At 42.4% G+C, this 17,684-nt stretch carries 15 protein-coding genes, 1 tRNA gene and 1 pseudogene; 5 read left to right on the top strand and 12 right to left on the bottom strand.

Features of this window, described 5'->3' with window-relative positions:
- Nucleotides 1-205 precede the first annotated feature (205 nt).
- Nucleotides 206-1,558, top strand: a complete 1,353-nt coding sequence (locus tag ACYVNW_RS13835; protein WP_460680463.1) for a sugar transferase — start codon at nt 206-208, stop codon at nt 1,556-1,558.
- A gap of 42 nt (nt 1,559-1,600) precedes the next feature.
- Here the strand turns inward: ACYVNW_RS13835 and dapF are convergent, their stop codons facing one another.
- The gene (gene dapF / locus ACYVNW_RS13830) at nt 1,601-2,386 is read right to left on the bottom strand and encodes a diaminopimelate epimerase (RefSeq protein WP_460680462.1); all 786 of its coding nucleotides are present in this window, start codon (nt 2,384-2,386) and stop codon (nt 1,601-1,603) included.
- A 188-nt stretch (nt 2,387-2,574) separates the two neighbouring features.
- On the opposite strand from dapF, the gene ACYVNW_RS13825 reads away from it, so the two are divergent.
- Entirely contained in the window at nt 2,575-4,122 is a 1,548-nt protein-coding gene (locus ACYVNW_RS13825; RefSeq protein WP_460680461.1) for a Do family serine endopeptidase, read from the top strand.
- A gap of 82 nt (nt 4,123-4,204) precedes the next feature.
- Here ACYVNW_RS13825 and ACYVNW_RS13820 read toward each other — a convergent pair whose 3' ends face one another.
- The 3 genes from ACYVNW_RS13820 to ACYVNW_RS13810 form a co-directional block, all read right to left on the bottom strand.
- The gene (locus ACYVNW_RS13820; protein ID WP_460680460.1) at nt 4,205-4,609 is read right to left on the bottom strand and encodes a hypothetical protein; all 405 of its coding nucleotides are present in this window, start codon (nt 4,607-4,609) and stop codon (nt 4,205-4,207) included.
- A gap of 82 nt (nt 4,610-4,691) precedes the next feature.
- Nucleotides 4,692-4,982 carry a chaperone modulator CbpM gene (locus ACYVNW_RS13815; RefSeq protein WP_460680459.1) on the bottom strand — a complete coding sequence of 97 codons (291 nt, stop codon included), beginning with the start codon at nt 4,980-4,982 and terminating at the stop codon, nt 4,692-4,694.
- 12 nt (nt 4,983-4,994) lie between these two features.
- Nucleotides 4,995-5,912, bottom strand: coding sequence for a DnaJ C-terminal domain-containing protein (locus ACYVNW_RS13810; RefSeq protein ID WP_460680458.1), 918 nt, complete (start codon nt 5,910-5,912; stop codon nt 4,995-4,997).
- 182 nt (nt 5,913-6,094) lie between these two features.
- On the opposite strand from ACYVNW_RS13810, the gene ACYVNW_RS13805 reads away from it, so the two are divergent.
- Nucleotides 6,095-6,547 carry a hypothetical protein gene (locus ACYVNW_RS13805; protein WP_460680457.1) on the top strand — a complete coding sequence of 151 codons (453 nt, stop codon included), beginning with the start codon at nt 6,095-6,097 and terminating at the stop codon, nt 6,545-6,547.
- A 287-nt stretch (nt 6,548-6,834) separates the two neighbouring features.
- Here the strand turns inward: ACYVNW_RS13805 and egtD are convergent, their stop codons facing one another.
- The 6 genes from egtD to ACYVNW_RS13775 all read right to left on the bottom strand — a co-directional run bounded on the left by egtD (nt 6,835) and on the right by ACYVNW_RS13775 (nt 13,282).
- On the bottom strand, nt 6,835-7,812 hold the full coding sequence (gene egtD, locus ACYVNW_RS13800; RefSeq protein WP_460680456.1) for an L-histidine N(alpha)-methyltransferase: 978 nt from the start codon (nt 7,810-7,812) through the stop codon (nt 6,835-6,837).
- 24 nt (nt 7,813-7,836) lie between these two features.
- Nucleotides 7,837-8,982, bottom strand: coding sequence for an ergothioneine biosynthesis protein EgtB (gene egtB / locus ACYVNW_RS13795; RefSeq protein WP_460680455.1), 1,146 nt, complete (start codon nt 8,980-8,982; stop codon nt 7,837-7,839).
- Nucleotides 8,979-10,556 (bottom strand): ABC transporter permease/substrate-binding protein, encoded by a 1,578-nt coding sequence (locus ACYVNW_RS13790; RefSeq protein WP_460680454.1) that lies wholly within the window; start codon nt 10,554-10,556, stop codon nt 8,979-8,981. Before ACYVNW_RS13790 ends, egtB begins: the two co-directional genes overlap by 4 nt.
- Nucleotides 10,553-11,512: an ABC transporter ATP-binding protein gene (locus ACYVNW_RS13785; protein ID WP_460680453.1), complete on the bottom strand. Its 960-nt coding sequence runs from the start codon at nt 11,510-11,512 to the stop codon at nt 10,553-10,555. Before ACYVNW_RS13785 ends, ACYVNW_RS13790 begins: the two co-directional genes overlap by 4 nt.
- A 104-nt stretch (nt 11,513-11,616) precedes the next feature.
- Nucleotides 11,617-13,008: a mercuric reductase gene (locus ACYVNW_RS13780; protein ID WP_460680452.1), complete on the bottom strand. Its 1,392-nt coding sequence runs from the start codon at nt 13,006-13,008 to the stop codon at nt 11,617-11,619.
- Nucleotides 13,001-13,282 (bottom strand): DUF427 domain-containing protein, encoded by a 282-nt coding sequence (locus tag ACYVNW_RS13775; RefSeq protein WP_460680451.1) that lies wholly within the window; start codon nt 13,280-13,282, stop codon nt 13,001-13,003. The genes ACYVNW_RS13780 and ACYVNW_RS13775 overlap by 8 nt, the downstream gene beginning before the upstream one ends.
- Before the next feature lie 206 nt (nt 13,283-13,488).
- Between ACYVNW_RS13775 and ACYVNW_RS13770 the strand changes: the two genes are divergently transcribed.
- Nucleotides 13,489-13,560: transfer RNA gene (locus ACYVNW_RS13770), tRNA-Glu, on the top strand.
- Nucleotides 13,561-13,807: 247 nt separating this feature from the next.
- Here the strand turns inward: ACYVNW_RS13770 and ACYVNW_RS13765 are convergent.
- Nucleotides 13,808-14,536, bottom strand: a complete 729-nt coding sequence (locus tag ACYVNW_RS13765) for a LytR/AlgR family response regulator transcription factor (protein WP_460680450.1) — start codon at nt 14,534-14,536, stop codon at nt 13,808-13,810.
- A 254-nt stretch (nt 14,537-14,790) separates the two neighbouring features.
- The gene (locus ACYVNW_RS13760; protein ID WP_460680449.1) at nt 14,791-15,543 is read right to left on the bottom strand and encodes a histidine kinase; all 753 of its coding nucleotides are present in this window, start codon (nt 15,541-15,543) and stop codon (nt 14,791-14,793) included.
- Between the two features lie 213 nt (nt 15,544-15,756).
- Between ACYVNW_RS13760 and ACYVNW_RS13755 the strand changes: the two are divergent.
- Nucleotides 15,757-17,601 (top strand): annotated as a pseudogene (locus tag ACYVNW_RS13755) (serine hydrolase domain-containing protein).
- Nucleotides 17,602-17,684: the final 83 nt, after the last annotated feature.

Below are 17,684 nucleotides of genomic sequence, written 5' to 3'. Positions count from 1 at the left end.
GAATTGCTCTAAGTCGTTGTAGAGCGTCCTGAAGTGTATTTAACAATTAAATATATTATGTTTTAGTTAAATGTTATGAGAGTTCAAGAAGAGGTGATTATTGGATTTATATTTGCATATGGGGTTAGTAAAACAAATTTGTAAAACAAATTAGGTTTTTTTGTAATTATAGAATTTACGTTTAATCTCATATAAACATCTGCTAATGCCCTATCGCTACTCAAAATATCTTCCTGGTTTTACTTTTTTGTGCGATATAATACTGCTCAACATTGCGCTGTACAATCCTATTTATATAGCGCTTAACAATTATAATATTAGCAGCGCCGGGCCGCAGTTCATACTGTTGGTTAATGTGGTGTGGGTTGTATTAGCGCCTATTGCCAATACTTATAAAATACCAAGGCCGCTGCAACTTAAAAACTACCTGAACAAGTTTTTTCAAAACATCCTTTACCACTTACTTATCGTATTCAGCTGTATTTATTTTTTAGATATTTATCGCATCCCTGCCGAAAAGCTGTTTATTACCTATACTATATTCATCCTGCTTGTTATTTTTCAGCGTCTTTGCCTTTCCCTGTTTTTGGATTACATCCGCAGGAATGGGTACAATGCACGCAACATTATTATATTGGGCGAAGAAAACATTGCAGCGAGATTGGCCGAGCATTTCGTTAATCACCGTGAGTATGGCTATGATTTAATTGACACCAGCTTGGGTGACAATTGTGCATCCCTGTCTGAAGAAGATTTAACTGAGCAACTGCTGGCCAAAAAGCCCTATGAGATTTTTATCTGTTACAAAAATATGGATGAAAGCCTGCTGAACTTCTTAGTGCAGTTTGGTGAAACGTATAAAGTTAAAATCAAGGTAGTATCAGACTTAATGCTTACGCATACATTTGCGGCTAAGCTTATAAATTATGATAATCTGCCCGTATTACAACTGCAGTCTAACCATGCGGTTGACAGAAAGATCAGGTTATTAAAGCGCGGTTTTGATGTGGCATTTTCATCTACCTTAATGATGGCAGGTGCACCGGTGTTTGCAGGCCTTTGGTTAATTACCAAAGTAACTTCAAAAGGACCTGCTTTTTACACACAGGAAAGGGTAGGCTTAAACGGTAAACCTTTTAAGATTATCAAGTTTCGCAGCATGTACGTGGATGCCGAAAAGGCCGGCCCGCAACTGGCTCGCGATGGAGATCCGCGTATAACCAAATGGGGTAAGGTAATGCGTAAAACGCGTTTAGATGAGTTGCCTCAGTTTTGGAATGTGCTGCGCGGCGATATGTCTATAGTAGGTCCGCGCCCTGAGCGCCGCCACTTTATTGAGCAAATCACCGAGAAAAGCCCGAACTACAAACACTTGTTAAAAATAAAGCCGGGTATTACCTCAATAGGCCAGGTTCAATACGGCTATGCCGAGAACGTAGACCAAATGTGTGACCGCATGCACTACGATTTGCAGTACCTGCAAAACATTACGCTGAACTCCGATTTAAACATCATTTTTAAAACAGTGAAAGTGATGATACAGGGAAAAGGAAAATAACAATAAAGGCCGGTATTTACCGGCCTTTATTGTTATGTAAATTTAAACTGTAATCTCACCTTTAAAAACCTGTAATGCCGGGCCTTCTAAGAAGATATTTGTATATCGCTCCCCATCATAATGAAACTTGATGTTAAGGTTGCCTCCCAATACTTTAACAGGAGTACTGATGTTACCGGTTTTGCCTTCGTGCCGGGCCATGGCTAATGCTACTGCAGTAACACCGGTGCCGCAGGCATAAGTTTCATCTTCAACGCCGCGCTCGTAAGTGCGAACAAAGTAGCCTTGCTCTGCAGGTTCTACAAAATTGATATTAATGCCTTTGGCCTGATAGGTAGCGTTGTTGCGGATAGCTCTGCCATCATTATACACGTCCTTCTCAGCCAGTGCCTCGGTAAGTTGCACATAATGTGGTGAGCCGGTATTCAATACATAGGCATCGGCATCTCTGCTGATTTCTGCTACATCAATCATTTGTAAACTTACCCAATCGCCCAATCCGGAAATTTTGGCATAGTGTGGCCCGTCAACTGCCAGAAAGGTGGTTTCGGTGCCAATTACCTTCAAAAAATGCGCAAAAGCTACTATACAGCGGCCTCCGTTGCCACACATACTGCTGGGCTGACCATCTGAATTGTAATATACCATTTCAAAATCATAGCCTTCCTTATCCTGTAAAAACATTATTCCGTCGCCACCTATGCCAAAACGGCGGTCGCATAAATGGGCAATTAACTCTGGTTGGCGATGATTGATTATATTTTGACGGTTATCTATCAGGATAAAGTCATTACCTGCACCCTGATACTTATAAAATTGCAAATTCATTTGAAATTCGGTATATTGTATATAATTAAAAGCGGCAAAAACATCACTTTTTATAGCGGGTTTTGCTGCAAAGCTAAGTTTAACATTTTTTAACAAAAATGCACATAACTTATTGTTGCTGCCATCGTCTATATGGTATTAAATTTGACCACCAGTAATAACAAACAAGTAAATTATTAATTATTGATATGAGAAAAGTTGGTTTAACGTTATTAACTGCCTTTGTTGGCGGGGCAATGGCGCTGGGCACATACAAGGTTTTCGAAAAAAAGGAAGCCGATAATATGAGCTTTGAGGATCGCCAGAAAGTTTATTTTGCCAGCAATCACCTCCCGGAAGTAAAATCATCTGCCGGTGATGTTGATTTTACCCAAGCTGCAGCTGCGGTTACCCCGGCTGTGGTATATATTCGTACTACTTACAATCCTTCAGCGCAAGGCGGTAGCAGCAGCGGCCGCGATCCGTTTGAAGATTTGTTTGGAGATATGTTCGGCCAGCGTATGCGCCCTCAGCAGCGCACACCGCAACGTGCTTCAGGCTCGGGTGTAATTATTTCAACCGATGGTTTTATTGTAACCAATAACCACGTAGTTGAAAAAGCCAGCGATATTGATGTAACGCTGAATGACCACCGCCATTTTAAAGGTAAAGTAATTGGCACCGACCCCAATACCGATTTGGCCCTGATTAAAATTACCGCATCAAATCTGCCTATTGTTAAATTAGGTAACTCTGATGATGTGCGTGTAGGTGAATGGGTATTGGCCGTAGGTAATCCTTTTAATTTAACCTCTACCGTAACTGCAGGTATTGTGAGTGCTAAAGGCCGTGGTATTGGTATTATTGGCCGCAGCGATGAAGAGGATTCAAATCCTTTTGGCCGTACGCAAAATGCACCTCGCGTAAACCGTGGTATCGAGTCATTTATTCAAACTGATGCCGCTATTAACCCTGGTAACAGTGGTGGTGCACTGGTGAATACCCGCGGCGAGCTGATTGGTATTAACTCTGCTATTGCTTCGCACACCGGTTCATACGAAGGTTATGGTTTTGCCATCCCTATTAACCTGGCTAAAAAAGTGTTGAATGATATTGAGCGCTTCGGATCGGTTAAACGCGGTTATGTAGGTGTGAGCTTTAGCGATTTGAGCGACCCTGACCAGGCTGCTGCCGTTAAAAGCGACAGAACCGTAGGTTTGTATGTAAATGATGTAATTGCAGGCAGCGGAGCTGCACAGGCCGGTTTAAAACCAGGCGACGTAATTACTAAAGTTGAAGGTAATACCGTTAATGAGTCATCAGACCTGCAAGAGCGTGTGGCTCGTTTGCAACCCGGCGATAAAATTAAACTAACCTACGTACGTGGCGGTGATGAGCGCACTGTAGATGTAACCCTGCATGCTGATGCCGGTACAGCTACCCGTACAGCGGCGGTATCAAAATCGGCCGAAGAGCTGTACAATAAACTTGGGGCAAGCTTCCAGCCGCTGAGCCAGGCGCAAAAAGCTAAATATCATATCACCTCTGGTGTAGTGGTAGCCCAGGTACGCGATGGCGGTTTCTTCTCTGATACTGAAATTCCGGTAGGTACGGTGATTACCAGCATCAACAGGCAACCTATTGGTGGGGTAGCTGATATTGATAAAGCCATTACCAACCTGCGCAACGGCCAGATTATAATAGCCGGCTATTATCCTGACGGCACCCGTTTCAGCAGCACTTTTGATGTAAGATAAGCTCAAAAGTAATAAGTAAATAAAAAGCCCCGGTTGTTACAACCGGGGCTTTTTATTTTAGAATAATGTATAGAGTTGATGACTATTCTGAAGCCATAGTATCGGTATCTTCCTTAGGTATAAATTTACCGTCTATCCAGTTGAGCGGTACTTTGCATTGCAGTAAAGCACGTATTACTTCTGAAGATACAATCAGCGCCAGCTCGGGCTTTTCGAAGCGGATACAGGTTTCATACAAGGCTTCGGTTACTTCAAGCGTTTTCTGAAAATCGCCTTTGCTGAGTTGTTTTAAATGATACTCGCCGGATGTGTATTTGTCTGAAATTTTAATGCTGGCTTCTGTTTGTTGCAACACTTTACAGATGTCGGTATGCATATATAAGTGAACCGGGTCATCGGTATCAATCATATCAAACAGGGTATTTTCTATTTTTTTTACAAATCTTTCTTCAGAATTATTTTTTTGAACTTTCCTTTTAATAGACATCTTTGAGTTCTAATTAAAAGTAAAGATATAAAAAGTCTACACACAAACTATATCGTATTCATAGTTTGTATATATGATGTAACTATTCATATAAACTTAGCCTGCTGCGCAATTGGCGCATATCTTCTTGCATAGCCTGTACGCGCTCAAGCAAATGGCTAATGGCTTCAAGGCCGGCCACGTTGATATCCAGCTCCTGGTGCAGCCTGATCATGCGCTCCAGCCGGGGCAGTTCACTTTCGGCAATCATGTGAGTTTTATCAATAGTAGTAATCTGCACCAGGCCAGCTTCGGTTAGAGCATCCACAAAAGTGTATTCAACATGATGATAGCCGCAAAACTCCTGTATGGTGATATATTGTCCGTTTTCCATAACTTTAATCGGTTAGCTAAGATTTTGCAATTGTTTAAATAACTCTTTTTGTGCTTCGGTAAGGTTAGTAGGTAACTGTACTTCATAAGTTAAATACAAATCACCAAACTCATCAGCCTTTTTATATACCGGGAAGCCCTTGCCCTTTAATTTAACTTTGGTGTTGTTCTGCGTTTCGGGTTTCACTTTCAGTTTTACTTGTCCGGTTAGCGTATCAACTGTAATTTCTCCACCCAATACGGCAGTATACAAGTCTAACTGAATGGTTTGGTACAAGTCATTCCCAATGCGTTTAAATAGGGTATCTTCTGCAATATTGAACGTAATATATAGATCACCAGCGGGGCCGCCATTTGCACCGGGGCTACCATGGCCGGCTATTTTTATGGTTTGGCCATTCTCAACACCGGCGGGTATGGTAATACGTATGTTTTTGCCGTTAACGGCGAGGGTTTTTTTATGCGTTTCGGCAGCCTCCTGTAAAGTAAGGCGCAGTTCTGCATTAAAATCTTGCCCACGGTAACGGGCTTGCTGACGGCTGCGGCCACTACCACCCATACCGCCAAACATGGACTGAAAAAAATCAGAAAAATCGCCGCCTTCACCACCGAAAGATTCGAAATTAAAGCCGCCTTCGGGCCCGCCGCCCTGGTAACCGCTATACTGGCGGCTTTGCTGCTGTTGTGCCTGTTCATAAGCTTCGCCATGCTGCCAGTTCTCACCATACTGGTCATATTTCTTGCGTTTTTCCGGGTCGCTTAATACCTCGTTGGCCTCATTGATTTGCTGAAACTTTTTGTTGGCCTCGGCATCATTGGGGTTTAAATCGGGATGATACTTACGGGCCAGCTTACGGTAGGCATTTTTAATGTCTTTGTCTGACGCTGTTTTGTCGATACCTAATATTTGGTAGTAATCTATAAAAGCCATGTTTTTTAAAAATCACCTTGTTGGATACAGGAAGAACAACCCAAAGCAGCGGATGGTTGTAAAAAAGTAGTGATGAAAGATAAAAAGTGTTGATAATAATGTTTTTAGTCCAAACCCGTACCCTTATATCCTGTTTACCAATAGGAATAAAATTAAGCTGATAATTAAAAAATATAAACTATATGCCTGATCAAGAACAACCTCCGGTATCAGAACTCTATAAGGTAACACGGGCGCAGATAGAGCATTACGATAATGCCATCAACAGCCGTGTAATCTGGTTGTCTATCGGGCAATCCTTCTTCTTTAACGTGTATGCTATGCTGGTCACGGCTAAGGCACCTACGCCAGAGTTGATGAACAAGCAAAAGATGCTGGCCCTTATCTTTCCGATAGCGGCACTCATTGTAGCGGTTTTTACTTTTGTGGATGTACTGGCCGGGTTAATGTACCTGCGCAAACTGCGTTTAAATTATAAAGAGCATACCAACGGCAGCTCGGGTGAGCAGCCTTACCCCATGATTAACGGAAACAAGTTTGACCGCAGCTTTCAACGGGTATCACCAGTGGTTATTTCATTGGTGTTTATTTTAACCTGGGCTTACCTGCTGTTATATGATCATAAGATGCTTTAGGCTTATGATAGTGAAATGCCTGGCATTGTAATATTTAATCAGGTTGTGCGCTAATATACTTTTGTATAATGATGCACAACCTGTTTTTTTTGATGCTTTAATTATAACTATTCTCTGATATACTCGCAAGAATATAAGAGATGACTAATTATCTGACATATAGGTCTTCTAAAATTCTAAGTCATTATGATACATAACCCAATAAAGTAGGTACTTGATTGGCAGTCGTATTTAGCGGACCTAATAAAAATTAGGAAAAAATTAATGAGCGTAAATAATTAAACGGTTTATATCGCTACCCAAATTGCATCTAAAAACCAAGCTTTACTATCAGTAAAGCTTGCCAGTGCTTTGAAGCCGGCTTGGTTACCCAATGCTTCTGTTTGCGGCAGGCTATACTTCTGCGAGACTTCCATGAAAACGTATTCGTCTTTTTCAAACTTGATGGTATGCTCGCCAACATGCACCTCCTGTTGCTGTAAGCTAATCAGGTAGCTGTTACAGGACCCCGTGCCCGGATCATAGGTAGGGTAATGGGCAAATTGGTTAAGATCAAAGTCGGCATGCAGCTCACGGTTCATGCGGGTAAGCAAGTTCAGGTTGAATTGCCGGGTAATGCCCTGCTGGTCATTATAGGCAGCTAAAACTACTTCAGGGTTTTTCTTTAAGTCAACTCCAATCAGCACCCTGTCGCCCGGAGAAAGATGGGCGCGCAATTCACGGCAAAAAGCCTCAGCCTCCTGTACCGGCATGTTACCGATATTAGAGCCTAAAAATAATACCACTTTACGCCGGTTGGACAATTGCGCCGCTTTTTTAAGCATATCAAAATAATCACCGTTCAATCCGGTAATTTTTAAGTTAGGCAATGCTGCTGGTAATGCCGCTTGCAGATAAGTAATGGTATTAGCCGAAATATCGATAGGCAGATAAGTAAACTGTGCTCGTTTTTCCAGCAGGTAATGCAGCAAATAAGTAGATTTTGTGGCATCACCGGCTCCCAGTTCAATCAAATCAAAAGGGCTGCCGTCGGCCATCATCGCTTCGCACAGTTCGGCGGTTTGCTGTGTGAAAATCTCCAGTTCGCAGTTGGTAGGATAATATTCCGGGCAATTCATAATCTGCTGAAACAGCTTGTCGCCGGCAGTATCATAGAAGTATTTGGATTGTAAATGCTTGGGCGAAGATTGCAGGCCGCTGATTACATCGTGGTAAAAAGTTGTGTCTTGCACGGTATTAGTCAAGGTATCGGTAACAGTATTCATAAGTAGCAGATAAGTATGTTATAATTAACGGGCCAGCCGGATACCGGTGAATTGCCAGCGTAAATACGGGTGAAAAAAATTACGGTAAGTAATACGGCTATGGCTGGGCGGCGTTACTTCTGATGCACCGCGCAGCACCTTTTGGTTCACCATAAATTTACCGTTGTACTCGCCAATAGCGCCGGGCGCTTTACTGAAGCCCGGATAGGGCAGGTAAGCGCTTTCTGTCCATTCCCAGCATTTGCCCCAGCTAAACTGAGTGGCAGCCGCTTCCCATTCAAACTCGGTAGGCAGGCGCATGCCTTTCCAAGAAGCGTAGGCATAAGCTTCGTAATAACTGATGTGCTGTACCGGCTCATCTGAATTAAGCGCTTGCAAGCCTGCATAAGTGTACACATGCCATTGCCCGTCTATAAGATGCCAGTATAACGGTGCGGTAACTGTGTTCTTGTTCACCCAATCCCAAGCCTCAGCATGCCAATGCCTGAAATCCTGGTAACCTCCGGAATTGATAAACTCCTGATATTCGGCATTGGTGACCAAGCTGCGGCTAATCTCGTAATGGTTAAGGTACACCTTATGGCGGTTCAGTTCATTATCAAAGAAAAAGCCCTCGCCTTGAAAACCAATTTCGTATATGCCTTCTGGTATGCTTATAAAACCTTCTTCCTGCACTGCTTTAGGTGAAGTGTAATCATGCCGGTAAGCAGGGAAAAGCGGGTTGTGGCCAAGGATATACTTGATATCTGTCATTAACAATTCCTGGTGCTGCTCCTCGTGGTTTAAGCCTAAAGTAAAAAGCTCCTGCAACTGAGGTGTCAGTTCTTCGCATAACAGGCTGGCTATGGCATGGTCTACATATTCGCGGTATTGATACACTTCAATTACTGTAGGCCGGCTCAAATTACCGCGGTCGGTACGGATTACCCGGGCGCCTACGGTTTCGTAATAACTATTAAACACATAGTTGTATTCGGGATTGTATTCCTGATAGCCCATTAAGTAAGGCTTCAGTATAAAAGTTTCAAAAAACCAGGTAGTATGCCCGATGTGCCATTTGGGCGGACTTACATCCACTACCGGCTGTACTACATAATCTTCGGTTTGCAGAGGGGCGCATATGGTTTCGGTACGCTTGCGTACCGTTTGGTAGCGTTCAAGTAAAGTCATTTCGGGTTCTTATCTAAAAACTGTTTCAAATCTGAAATTGTTTTGATGCCCAGCGCATTTGCCTGCTGCCTGCGCATCATTAAAGCATACGAATTATTGAAGCCAATAGGTTTTAACCAAGCAATATGATATTGACTGGCAAAGGCCGCTTTAACATACTGATACGTTTTGTCTTTATCATGCGTTAGAGCGCTTACTGTTTGAGTATCGGGCTGCAAAAGCACCAGTAAACCGGTGCCGGTATATTCGGGGTAAAAATCAACCTGTTTATTGGTGAGCGCATCAAAGCATATTTTGGTGCCGCCCAAGCCGGTCTTAGTCGCTACATTGTAAGAGGTATAACCCCTGATCAGCATACTGTATATATTGGCCAGAATGTACTGTTCGCCAAAAATTTTAGAACCAATACGCACGGTGCCGGTATTACCATTGCGGCTGGGCTGATATAGGTGATGAGCTACCAAAAACTCTTTAGCCACCCGTTCCGGCGATTGGTGCAGGTAATCAGTACGGTAGTTCATTTCTGTCATGGCCGAATCGGTGATAAGGCCAGCCAATAAGTTCAGCGTTTTCTCCAATTCCGGAAAGCGCTTCAATGCTTCTTCGTTTACAATGGGGGCGGCGTAATAAGGAGGGAAGATGCTTTTATCATCTTGCAGAACGGTTAGCTGGTAAGCTTTCAAACGCCCGTCGGTGGAATAGCCACTGATGACATCCAATTGCTTTTCATAAGCGGCTTTGTACATCACCGCATCATTAATTACAATGGTGTGGATATTGAGATGATATTTATTGTGCAGCCCCAAATCGCCATCTTGCCGGCCCATAAATTCGGGGGTAAAACCTGCAATTAATTTACTGCCATAGGCCGAAGGAACCAAATAAAAGACGGATAGGAGTATGGTAATTAAAGTGAAGGCATACAGCCCTGGTTTCAGTTTTTTAAAATTCAGCTTTTGTAATCGCGATAGCAAAAAATCAAACAACACGGCCAGGCAGGCAGCAGGGATGGCACCAGCCAAAATCATGTTGCTGTTGTTAAGCGATATTCCGCCAAAAATAAACTCACCCAGGCCGCCGGCTGCAATGTAAGAGGCTAATGTAGCAACGCCCACATTAATTACAGTAGCAGTACGGATACCAGCCAGTATTATCGGCATGGCTAAGGGTAATTCTATTTTGGTGAGCACTTGCCCGGGCGTCATTCCCATAGCCATAGCTGCTTCTTTTACGGCACTATCAATGCCGGTAATGCCGGTATAGGTATTGCGAATGATAGGTAGCAGGGCATAAAGAAACAAGGCAACAATAGCCGGTTTGGCGCCAATACCCAATAGCGGAATCATGAAGCCTAAAAGGGCAATGCTTGGTATGGTTTGCAGTACACCGGCTGTACCCAGTACTGTTCCGGAAAGTTTTCGTCGCCGTGCGATAAGAATACCTAATGGTAGCCCAATTACTATGGCGAACAGCAACGAAATAAAGGTAAGCCCGATGTGCTCCAGTGTTTGTACCGCCAGCTTATCACGTTCCTGGTACATAAACTGCCATAAGTTTTGTGAGGGTTCGTTCATGCGGTGAACCGGGTTTGATATTCGCGAAATGCCGACATTAATAATTCGCTGTTTAAAAGTTTGCTGGCTTCGGGCTCTTGTGCGTTTTTACAAACAGTAGCCTGTGAATGAGACTTCATCATTTCCAAGGCATTCCATATACTTTCGCTTATGGTTAACCTCGGTGGTTCGTGATTTGCAGCGTAGGGCAGGTACGGCCATAAATCTTTTAAACGGATTGTTTTCAGTTCCAGCTGCAACCGCTGGCCCTGCAAAAAATCTTTTACAAAAGTCGACGCAGGCTTGAACAGTAACTCGGCCGGGGTGCCGCTTTGTATAATGCGCCCCTTGTCCATCAGGCATATGCGATCGGCTAGTTCAAAAGCTTCCTGCACATCATGGGTTACCATGACTATGGTTTTGCGCTTTAACTCGTCCAACTGTTTAAATTCCTGCTGAATTTTAGCACGGGTAATGTTATCCAAAGCACCAAAAGGCTCGTCCATCAGCAATACCGGTGCATCAGCCATCAGTGCCCTTGCCAAACCTATCCGCTGCTGTTGCCCGCCGCTCAGTTGGTTGGGGTATTGTGGCAGATGATCGGTTGATAGATGCAATTTTTCCAGCAATTCATTCGTACGGTTTCTGATGCGCTTTTCATCCCACTTTAACAACCGGGGTACGATGGCAATATTTTCGGCTACGGTATAATGCGGAAATAAGCCATTGTTTTGCATTGCATACCCTATGTTGCGGCGCAGTTGCTCGGGCGGCTGGCTGGCAATGTTCTGGCCATTGATGGTAATGGTGCCGTTGTCGGGTTCAACCAGTCGGTTCAACATTTTTAGCGTAGTAGTTTTGCCGCAGCCGCTGGTACCCAGCAAAATCAGATTTTCCTGTTCGGCCACTTCAAAGCTGATACAATTTACCGCTTTAGTGCTGCCATAGGTTTTAGTAAGCTGTTCTGCTTTAATCATGTAAAAATGCAAGGTGGCTACGCAACAGGTACTTTTGCATAGTAATTACGGGTGGCATAAATAGAGATGCCGCCTGTAATTATAAAATTAAGAGAATATTATGCTCAATCCTCAATTTGCATAAATAAATTATTCAGCGATTCGGTATAAGTAGGGTGAGCAAACACACAATACCGGATGCGGTCATAAGTGATGCCGCCCTCCATGGCCATTTGCAATACCGACATAATTTCGCCCCCTTCTTCGCCTAATATAGCTACACCCAAAATTTGCTTACTATCGGCATCTACTACGGCTTTCATCAGGCCACGCGTATCACCCACCTCTATTGCACGTGCTACGCGTTTCATAGGAAGGCTGGCCACTTTAATGTTGAGGCCCTGTTTGCGAGCCTCTGTTTCGGTGATGCCTACACGACCCAGCTGCGGATCGGTAAACATGCAGTAGGGAACAGGGCGGCCTTCAGTGGATAAATCACTGCCTTCTAATAAGTTGCGGTATACAATAGTATAATCATTATAAGCAATATGGGTAAACGCCGGGCCGCCTTTTATGTCACCCAGCGCATAAATGCCCGGAATGTTGGTTTCCAGTTTTCCGTTTACTTTAATATACCCTTTATCATCGGTATTTACCCCGGTGGCCTGTAAATTAAGGGCTTTGGTTTGTGGCTCCCGGCCGGCGGCAATGAGTACGTGCGAGCAGGTGATTTGCCTTATTTCATTTTTAACGTTTACATAAGCCGTAATACTGCCGTCGGGAGATTTTTCAAACTTCTGGGTTTGGGCTTCAGTATAAATTTCCATTTCCTCTGCTTCGAGTAGCGTGTGTATTTCAGCAGCTATATCCTCATCTTCTTTGGCCATAATGCGCGGACCCCGTTCCAATAAAGTAATCCGGCTACCAAAGCGACGGAACATCTGACTGAATTCTAAACCAATATAATTACCGCCAATAACTAAAATATGTTCAGGCACAGTTTCTAAATCTAAGATCGTAGTAGAAGTCAGATAATCAATCTGATCCAAACCCTCAATATCAGGAATGATGGTTTTAGCCCCTGCATTAATAAAAATCAATTCGGCCTGTAGCTGCAGTTCACCGCCCGTATTCAGTTTAACCTGTATGGTTTTGGGCCCGGTGAAAGTCGCCTCCCCAAAAATCAGGCTTAAATTTTCGGTTTGTTCCAAGTCTTCCTGGTTACCACTACGCGAATGTTCTACAATATCATCCTTGCGCTTTTTAATGGCGGGCATATCTATCCGGTAGCCGCTCACCGATACACCTAGCTCTACAGAGTGCTGCGCTTCATATACCGCTTTGGCCGAGGCTACCATAGCTTTGGTAGGCGTGCAGCCATCATTCACACAAGTACCGCCTACCAGGCGTTTTTCAATAATTGCCGTCTTTTTACCTGCCTTTGCCAATTTGCGGGCCAGCGGATTGCCGGCCTGGCCCGAGCCGATAATAATGGCATCAAATATTTGATTACTCACTTACCTGAACTCCTTTCCAAAAAGCAACGTAATCTTTAATCTGTGCAGCTGCATTTTTTGGGGCAGGATAATACCAAGCCGCATCTTTATTCTGCTTGCCATCCACATTAACAGTATAATACGAAGCTTCACCCTTCCAAGGGCAGGTGCTATGGGTAGAGGAGGGGGTTAACAAATGGTGATGCACACTATCGGGCGGAAAATAATGATTGTTTTCAATAACAATAGTTTGGTCACTTTCGGCTATGATTTGGTTGTTCCAAACGGCTTTCATGCAAGTTGAGTTTAAGGAGCGGAAAAGTTAATTTAAAATAAATGTATGTGTGATGATTTTGTTTGAGCAGTAGTATACAAGTTCAATCCTAATACGAATAAACGGTAATAAAAAATTTCAATTAAATTTTTGCAGGTTTAAAGAAAGTTCTATTTTTGCAGTCCCGAAGCAAAAGGCATATCTGTTGCTGATTGTACATGGTGAAGGGCCCGTTCGTCTAGGGGTTAGGACGCAAGATTTTCATTCTTGAAACAGGGGTTCGATTCCCCTACGGGCTACTAAAAAGCGCAATTCTTCTCATAGGAATTGCGCTTTTTGCGTTTAAGGAGTCGCTATAGGGTGAAAGTTATAAGGGGGCACATCGGTGCTCAATACAACTATATGAAACAACCTTTTGAGATTTTTGACGAAGTTTCATTATTCATTTACGGCAAAATTGGGCTTCTATAGGAACCGTTAAAACAGTAACGGAAAGGAGCACTTTAGCCACTATAGTATCTTTTCTGGTTGTTATATTTAGATGATCTACGGTAAGGTATAAAATATAGTTCTATCACTATTTTGGCTAAAGGCTATCGCCACTTTTTCTTTATAACTATTGCCAATTAGTATCTCAAACGTTCCAATAAAGATTCGGTTACCTTCTATGTAATCTACCTTTTCCTGGTTGATAATGAAGGAACGGTGTACTCTTAAAAAATGCTTTTTGGAAAGTTGTTCTTCCAAGGCGGTAAAGCTGATATTAGGCTTTATCGTTTCCTTAAAAAGCACAATCTTAGAGTAATTACCACTCGCCTCTGCAAAAAGTATTTCATCACTCCGAAGCTGATAGAGCTTGTTCTCAGCTTTAATAAGGATATGAGATGGGTTTACTTGCGTTGGAATTAATGATACAGCCGTGTGCATGTTAGCTTTATCAACCGCCTTAATGAACCTTTCCAATGGGAATGGCTTCACTAAGTAATCGCATGCAGCCATTTCAAAGGCAGTCACTGCATGTTCTGTATAAGCTGTAGTAAAAATTACCTGTGGCATATAGTTTAACGTTTTTAGCAAACTAATGCCGTCCAGCACCGGCATATCAATATCCAAAAAAAGCAGATCAACTTTTTTATTAGCCATTACTTCCCTGGCCGAAAGCGCATTGCCACAAACGGCAATAATTTCCAGGTTGGATAAATAGCTGCAATAAGTCACCAATAGATCCCTTGCCACAGGTTCGTCATCTACAATAATACAGGTTAGCTTATTCAAAACGATTTTCCAATATTAATTCCACTTCAAAGTTTTTATTCCTCTCACCATATTTTAGGGAGTATGCCTTGGGATAGAGTAAGTCCAACCGCTGAATGGTAGCAGGTAAACCAAACCCAGATTGATTTGCTGTATCAGTACTGTGTTCCAGGCAATTTGCTAAACTATTGCATACAGTAAAATAGATGTTCTCTGGAGTTGTCCAAAGTTTAATAGTTATCTCCACTGTTTCAGACAGGCTATTTCTGGCGTGTTTAAAAGCATTTTCGATAAACGTAATTCAGCAACAATGGCGCTATTCTGATATGGCTGCCTGAATTGGAAATTTTAATTTCCAGTTTCAATCTGTCCATCATCCGTACACGTTGTAAGGCGATATAATTTGATAGATAAGCGATTTCTTCATCTAACAATACCAGCGTTAAATTACTGCTATACACATTATACTGGAGCAGGCCTGATAATTGAAGTAGCAAATCAGGCACTTGCTGCGGTGCGTTAATAGATAAGCCGTAGAGCGTGTTAAGTATATTAAATAAAAAATGAGGGCTTAATTTCTCTGTAAGTTGTTTGATTTCTGCATTTTTCTGGTATTCCAGTGCCTGTGCTTCACTGAGTTGTTGCCTGACCAAAATACGTAAGATAGAAATTAAACTTCCTATGAGTATGCTTACAATAACCAGTAACGGTGTTATAACCACAAGGGATGAAATATTGGCTCCATCATGGTATCCCAGCAAATAATACATTCCAGCAATGCCAATGCCAGATAGCAAGCATATTGCTAACACACCGAAAAGAACGAATAGCCACCATCGGCTTATAATAATAAATTGCTGAACAAGCCAGCGGCCTGTGTAAATGGAACTGATAAGCAGCACGTAAACGAGCCCCGCTCTTGGTGAAACAGTTCGGTAATGCCTGCTTTGTAAGGTGATGGCTGCAGTTATCAAAAATAAACCGATAAGAAACCAAAAATGCAGCCAGCCACCTTTTACAAAAAACAACCTGGATATAACTTTTATACCATCCACAATCCGAATATCTTAATTTATATCACCAAGTGGTAATTTACTTGTACGAACAATGCCGATAACTATTCAAACAGCTTTAAAAGGATGACTAAAGTATTGGTATAACAAGTTAACCTGTCTGTATTGCAAGAACCAGCGTATGGCCTCATGTTTAGTACGCCTGCCTGAATTGTTTGAATTTTAAGCATGAATCATTTCCAAAAACGTCTTTTAATTTTTCTGATTGCAATATTAGGTTACTTCAATTGTGTTGCACAACCACCTAAGAAAATTGCTAACCTCCATCAGTTAACAGATTCTATTACTGCCTTAGTGAAGCAATATCATATTCCTGGCTTAATGGTAGGGATAACAACAAAGAATGCTGACCTGTATTCCGGTACTTTCGGCTATGCTGATGTAATAAAAAAGCGACTGGTTGATCAAGCTACGCTATTCCGGATGGGATCTATCACTAAATCATTGATTGCCGTTGCCATACTTGAGCTTGTTGAACAGGGATGATTAAGGTTAAACGACCGATTGAAACAACTTGCCCCGGAAGTGCCTTTCCAAAATCCTTGGGAGATAACCAATCCAATCCGGATGCAGGATTTATTGGAGCAAACCACTGGCTTCGATGATTTTAAGCTGGGTAACATGTATAGTTTAGAGCGCCGGGCATACACTGCAAAAGAAATGATGATGCGGCAAGCATCCTCTATGGTTTCGAGGTGGCGGCCTGGTGAGCGTTACACCTATTGTAATGTAAACTATGTTATTCTGGGTTATATCATCGCAAAGCTGACCGGACAGGAATATGATCGTTTTCTGACCCAGCGCGTACTGCGCCCGCTCGGAATGACGCATTCTAATTTTAACTTATATTCAATGACCCGGTATGATGCTAAGGAGTATCAACTTTTATCCTCTGGCAGTATTCAGGCAGTTCCATCAGTTACGTTGTTAATGGGCGCTGCGGGTTCTTTATGGTCAAACTCGGCAGATATGTTGAAGTTCGTTCGGTTTTGTTTAAAAAGCGGCGATCCGCTACTTACTTCATCCAGTATAACACGTATGGAGACGCCTGAAGTTGCGTTGGCTGCCAGAGCTGGTTTAAAAAGCGGTTATGCCTTAGGGAATGAAGACTTTGGTTTATTTCGTGGCCATGATGGAATGTTGGGTACGTTCAGATCTTGTTACCGTTATAATCGTGCTTTGGGTATAGGTTTTGTCATTGCTTCTAATGGAGGAGGAATTAGTAGGATTGAAGATTTATTAACCAGTTATTTACCAGTCAGGATGCCTGCTAAGGCGTTGAAAACAATGCCGGTTGAAGTAAAGGACATGGAATCATACGAAGGATATTATCAAGCCAAAGATTCCCGGTTCAAACCATTATCATTCTTGGATTTATTTATGGTGGTGCACATTAAAAGGCATCAAAGGCATTTGTATTTCAATATTTTAGGTAAAGAGAAGTTGATAATGCAAGCTTCGTCAAGATTGTTCGTACAACTTGGATCAACCCAACCAACAATTGCATTTACTAAAAATCAGGAGGGTAAAAGAGTGTTAATCATCAACAAGCATTACTGTGAAGAAGTACCAGCTTTTGTCGCTTTTGCCAAGATACTAACCATCTTAATTTCGATAATATTAGCTATCGTATCCGTCTTTGTTGGTTTATATGCGCTCGGAAAAGGAGTGCTTAGGAAGTATAGTAAAGAGAAAGTATGGGTGTTTGTACTTCCTATGCTAAGTACTTTATGTTTGCTGTGGGGCGGTTGGTGCTTTAATGAGGTCAATCAGAACAATTACTTGTTGTATCAGTTCAGCACCGTTACATTGCGTTCAATATCTATAGCCATAAGCTTTAGTTTGAGCCCTGTATTAGCTGTTCTTGCTATTTTTTGGTTGGCAAAGTTCCAGTATACGGTAAAAAATCTATACCTCAGAATTTATCTGATTGTAACACTGTTTGGCCTTTTCCTGTTAAACATCCTGCTTGCCAAATATGGATGGATTGGTTTATGTACTTGGATTTTATAGCTGACCTATGCTTAAATTTTCATGCTTAGCCCCATAGCGTTATCAAAAAGTGCGATTTATATCGCATAAATTGCACTTCTTCT

This window comes from Mucilaginibacter koreensis (assembly GCF_054783355.1).
The sequence above is the reverse complement of the archived record's forward strand: the minus strand, read 5'-3'. Positions and strand labels throughout refer to the sequence as shown.

Bases quoted from the DNA above. Each gene is read 5' to 3' on its own strand.
- ACYVNW_RS13775 (WP_460680451.1), bottom strand. From the start codon at position 13,282: ATGAAAGCCGTTTGGAACAACCAAATCATAGCCGAAAGTGACCAAACT.
- ACYVNW_RS13790 (WP_460680454.1), bottom strand. From the start codon at position 10,556: ATGAACGAACCCTCACAAAACTTATGGCAGTTTATGTACCAGGAACGT.
- ACYVNW_RS13805 (WP_460680457.1), top strand. From the start codon at position 6,095: ATGCCTGATCAAGAACAACCTCCGGTATCAGAACTCTATAAGGTAACA.
- ACYVNW_RS13815 (WP_460680459.1), bottom strand. From the start codon at position 4,982: ATGGAAAACGGACAATATATCACCATACAGGAGTTTTGCGGCTATCAT.
- ACYVNW_RS13785 (WP_460680453.1), bottom strand. From the start codon at position 11,512: ATGATTAAAGCAGAACAGCTTACTAAAACCTATGGCAGCACTAAAGCG.
- ACYVNW_RS13820 (WP_460680460.1), bottom strand. From the start codon at position 4,609: ATGTCTATTAAAAGGAAAGTTCAAAAAAATAATTCTGAAGAAAGATTT.
- egtB (WP_460680455.1), bottom strand. From the start codon at position 8,982: ATGACTTTACTTGAACGCTACCAAACGGTACGCAAGCGTACCGAAACC.
- ACYVNW_RS13825 (WP_460680461.1), top strand. From the start codon at position 2,575: ATGAGAAAAGTTGGTTTAACGTTATTAACTGCCTTTGTTGGCGGGGCA.
- ACYVNW_RS13810 (WP_460680458.1), bottom strand. From the start codon at position 5,912: ATGGCTTTTATAGATTACTACCAAATATTAGGTATCGACAAAACAGCG.
- ACYVNW_RS13835 (WP_460680463.1), top strand. From the start codon at position 206: ATGCCCTATCGCTACTCAAAATATCTTCCTGGTTTTACTTTTTTGTGC.
- egtD (WP_460680456.1), bottom strand. From the start codon at position 7,812: ATGAATACTGTTACCGATACCTTGACTAATACCGTGCAAGACACAACT.
- dapF (WP_460680462.1), bottom strand. From the start codon at position 2,386: ATGAATTTGCAATTTTATAAGTATCAGGGTGCAGGTAATGACTTTATC.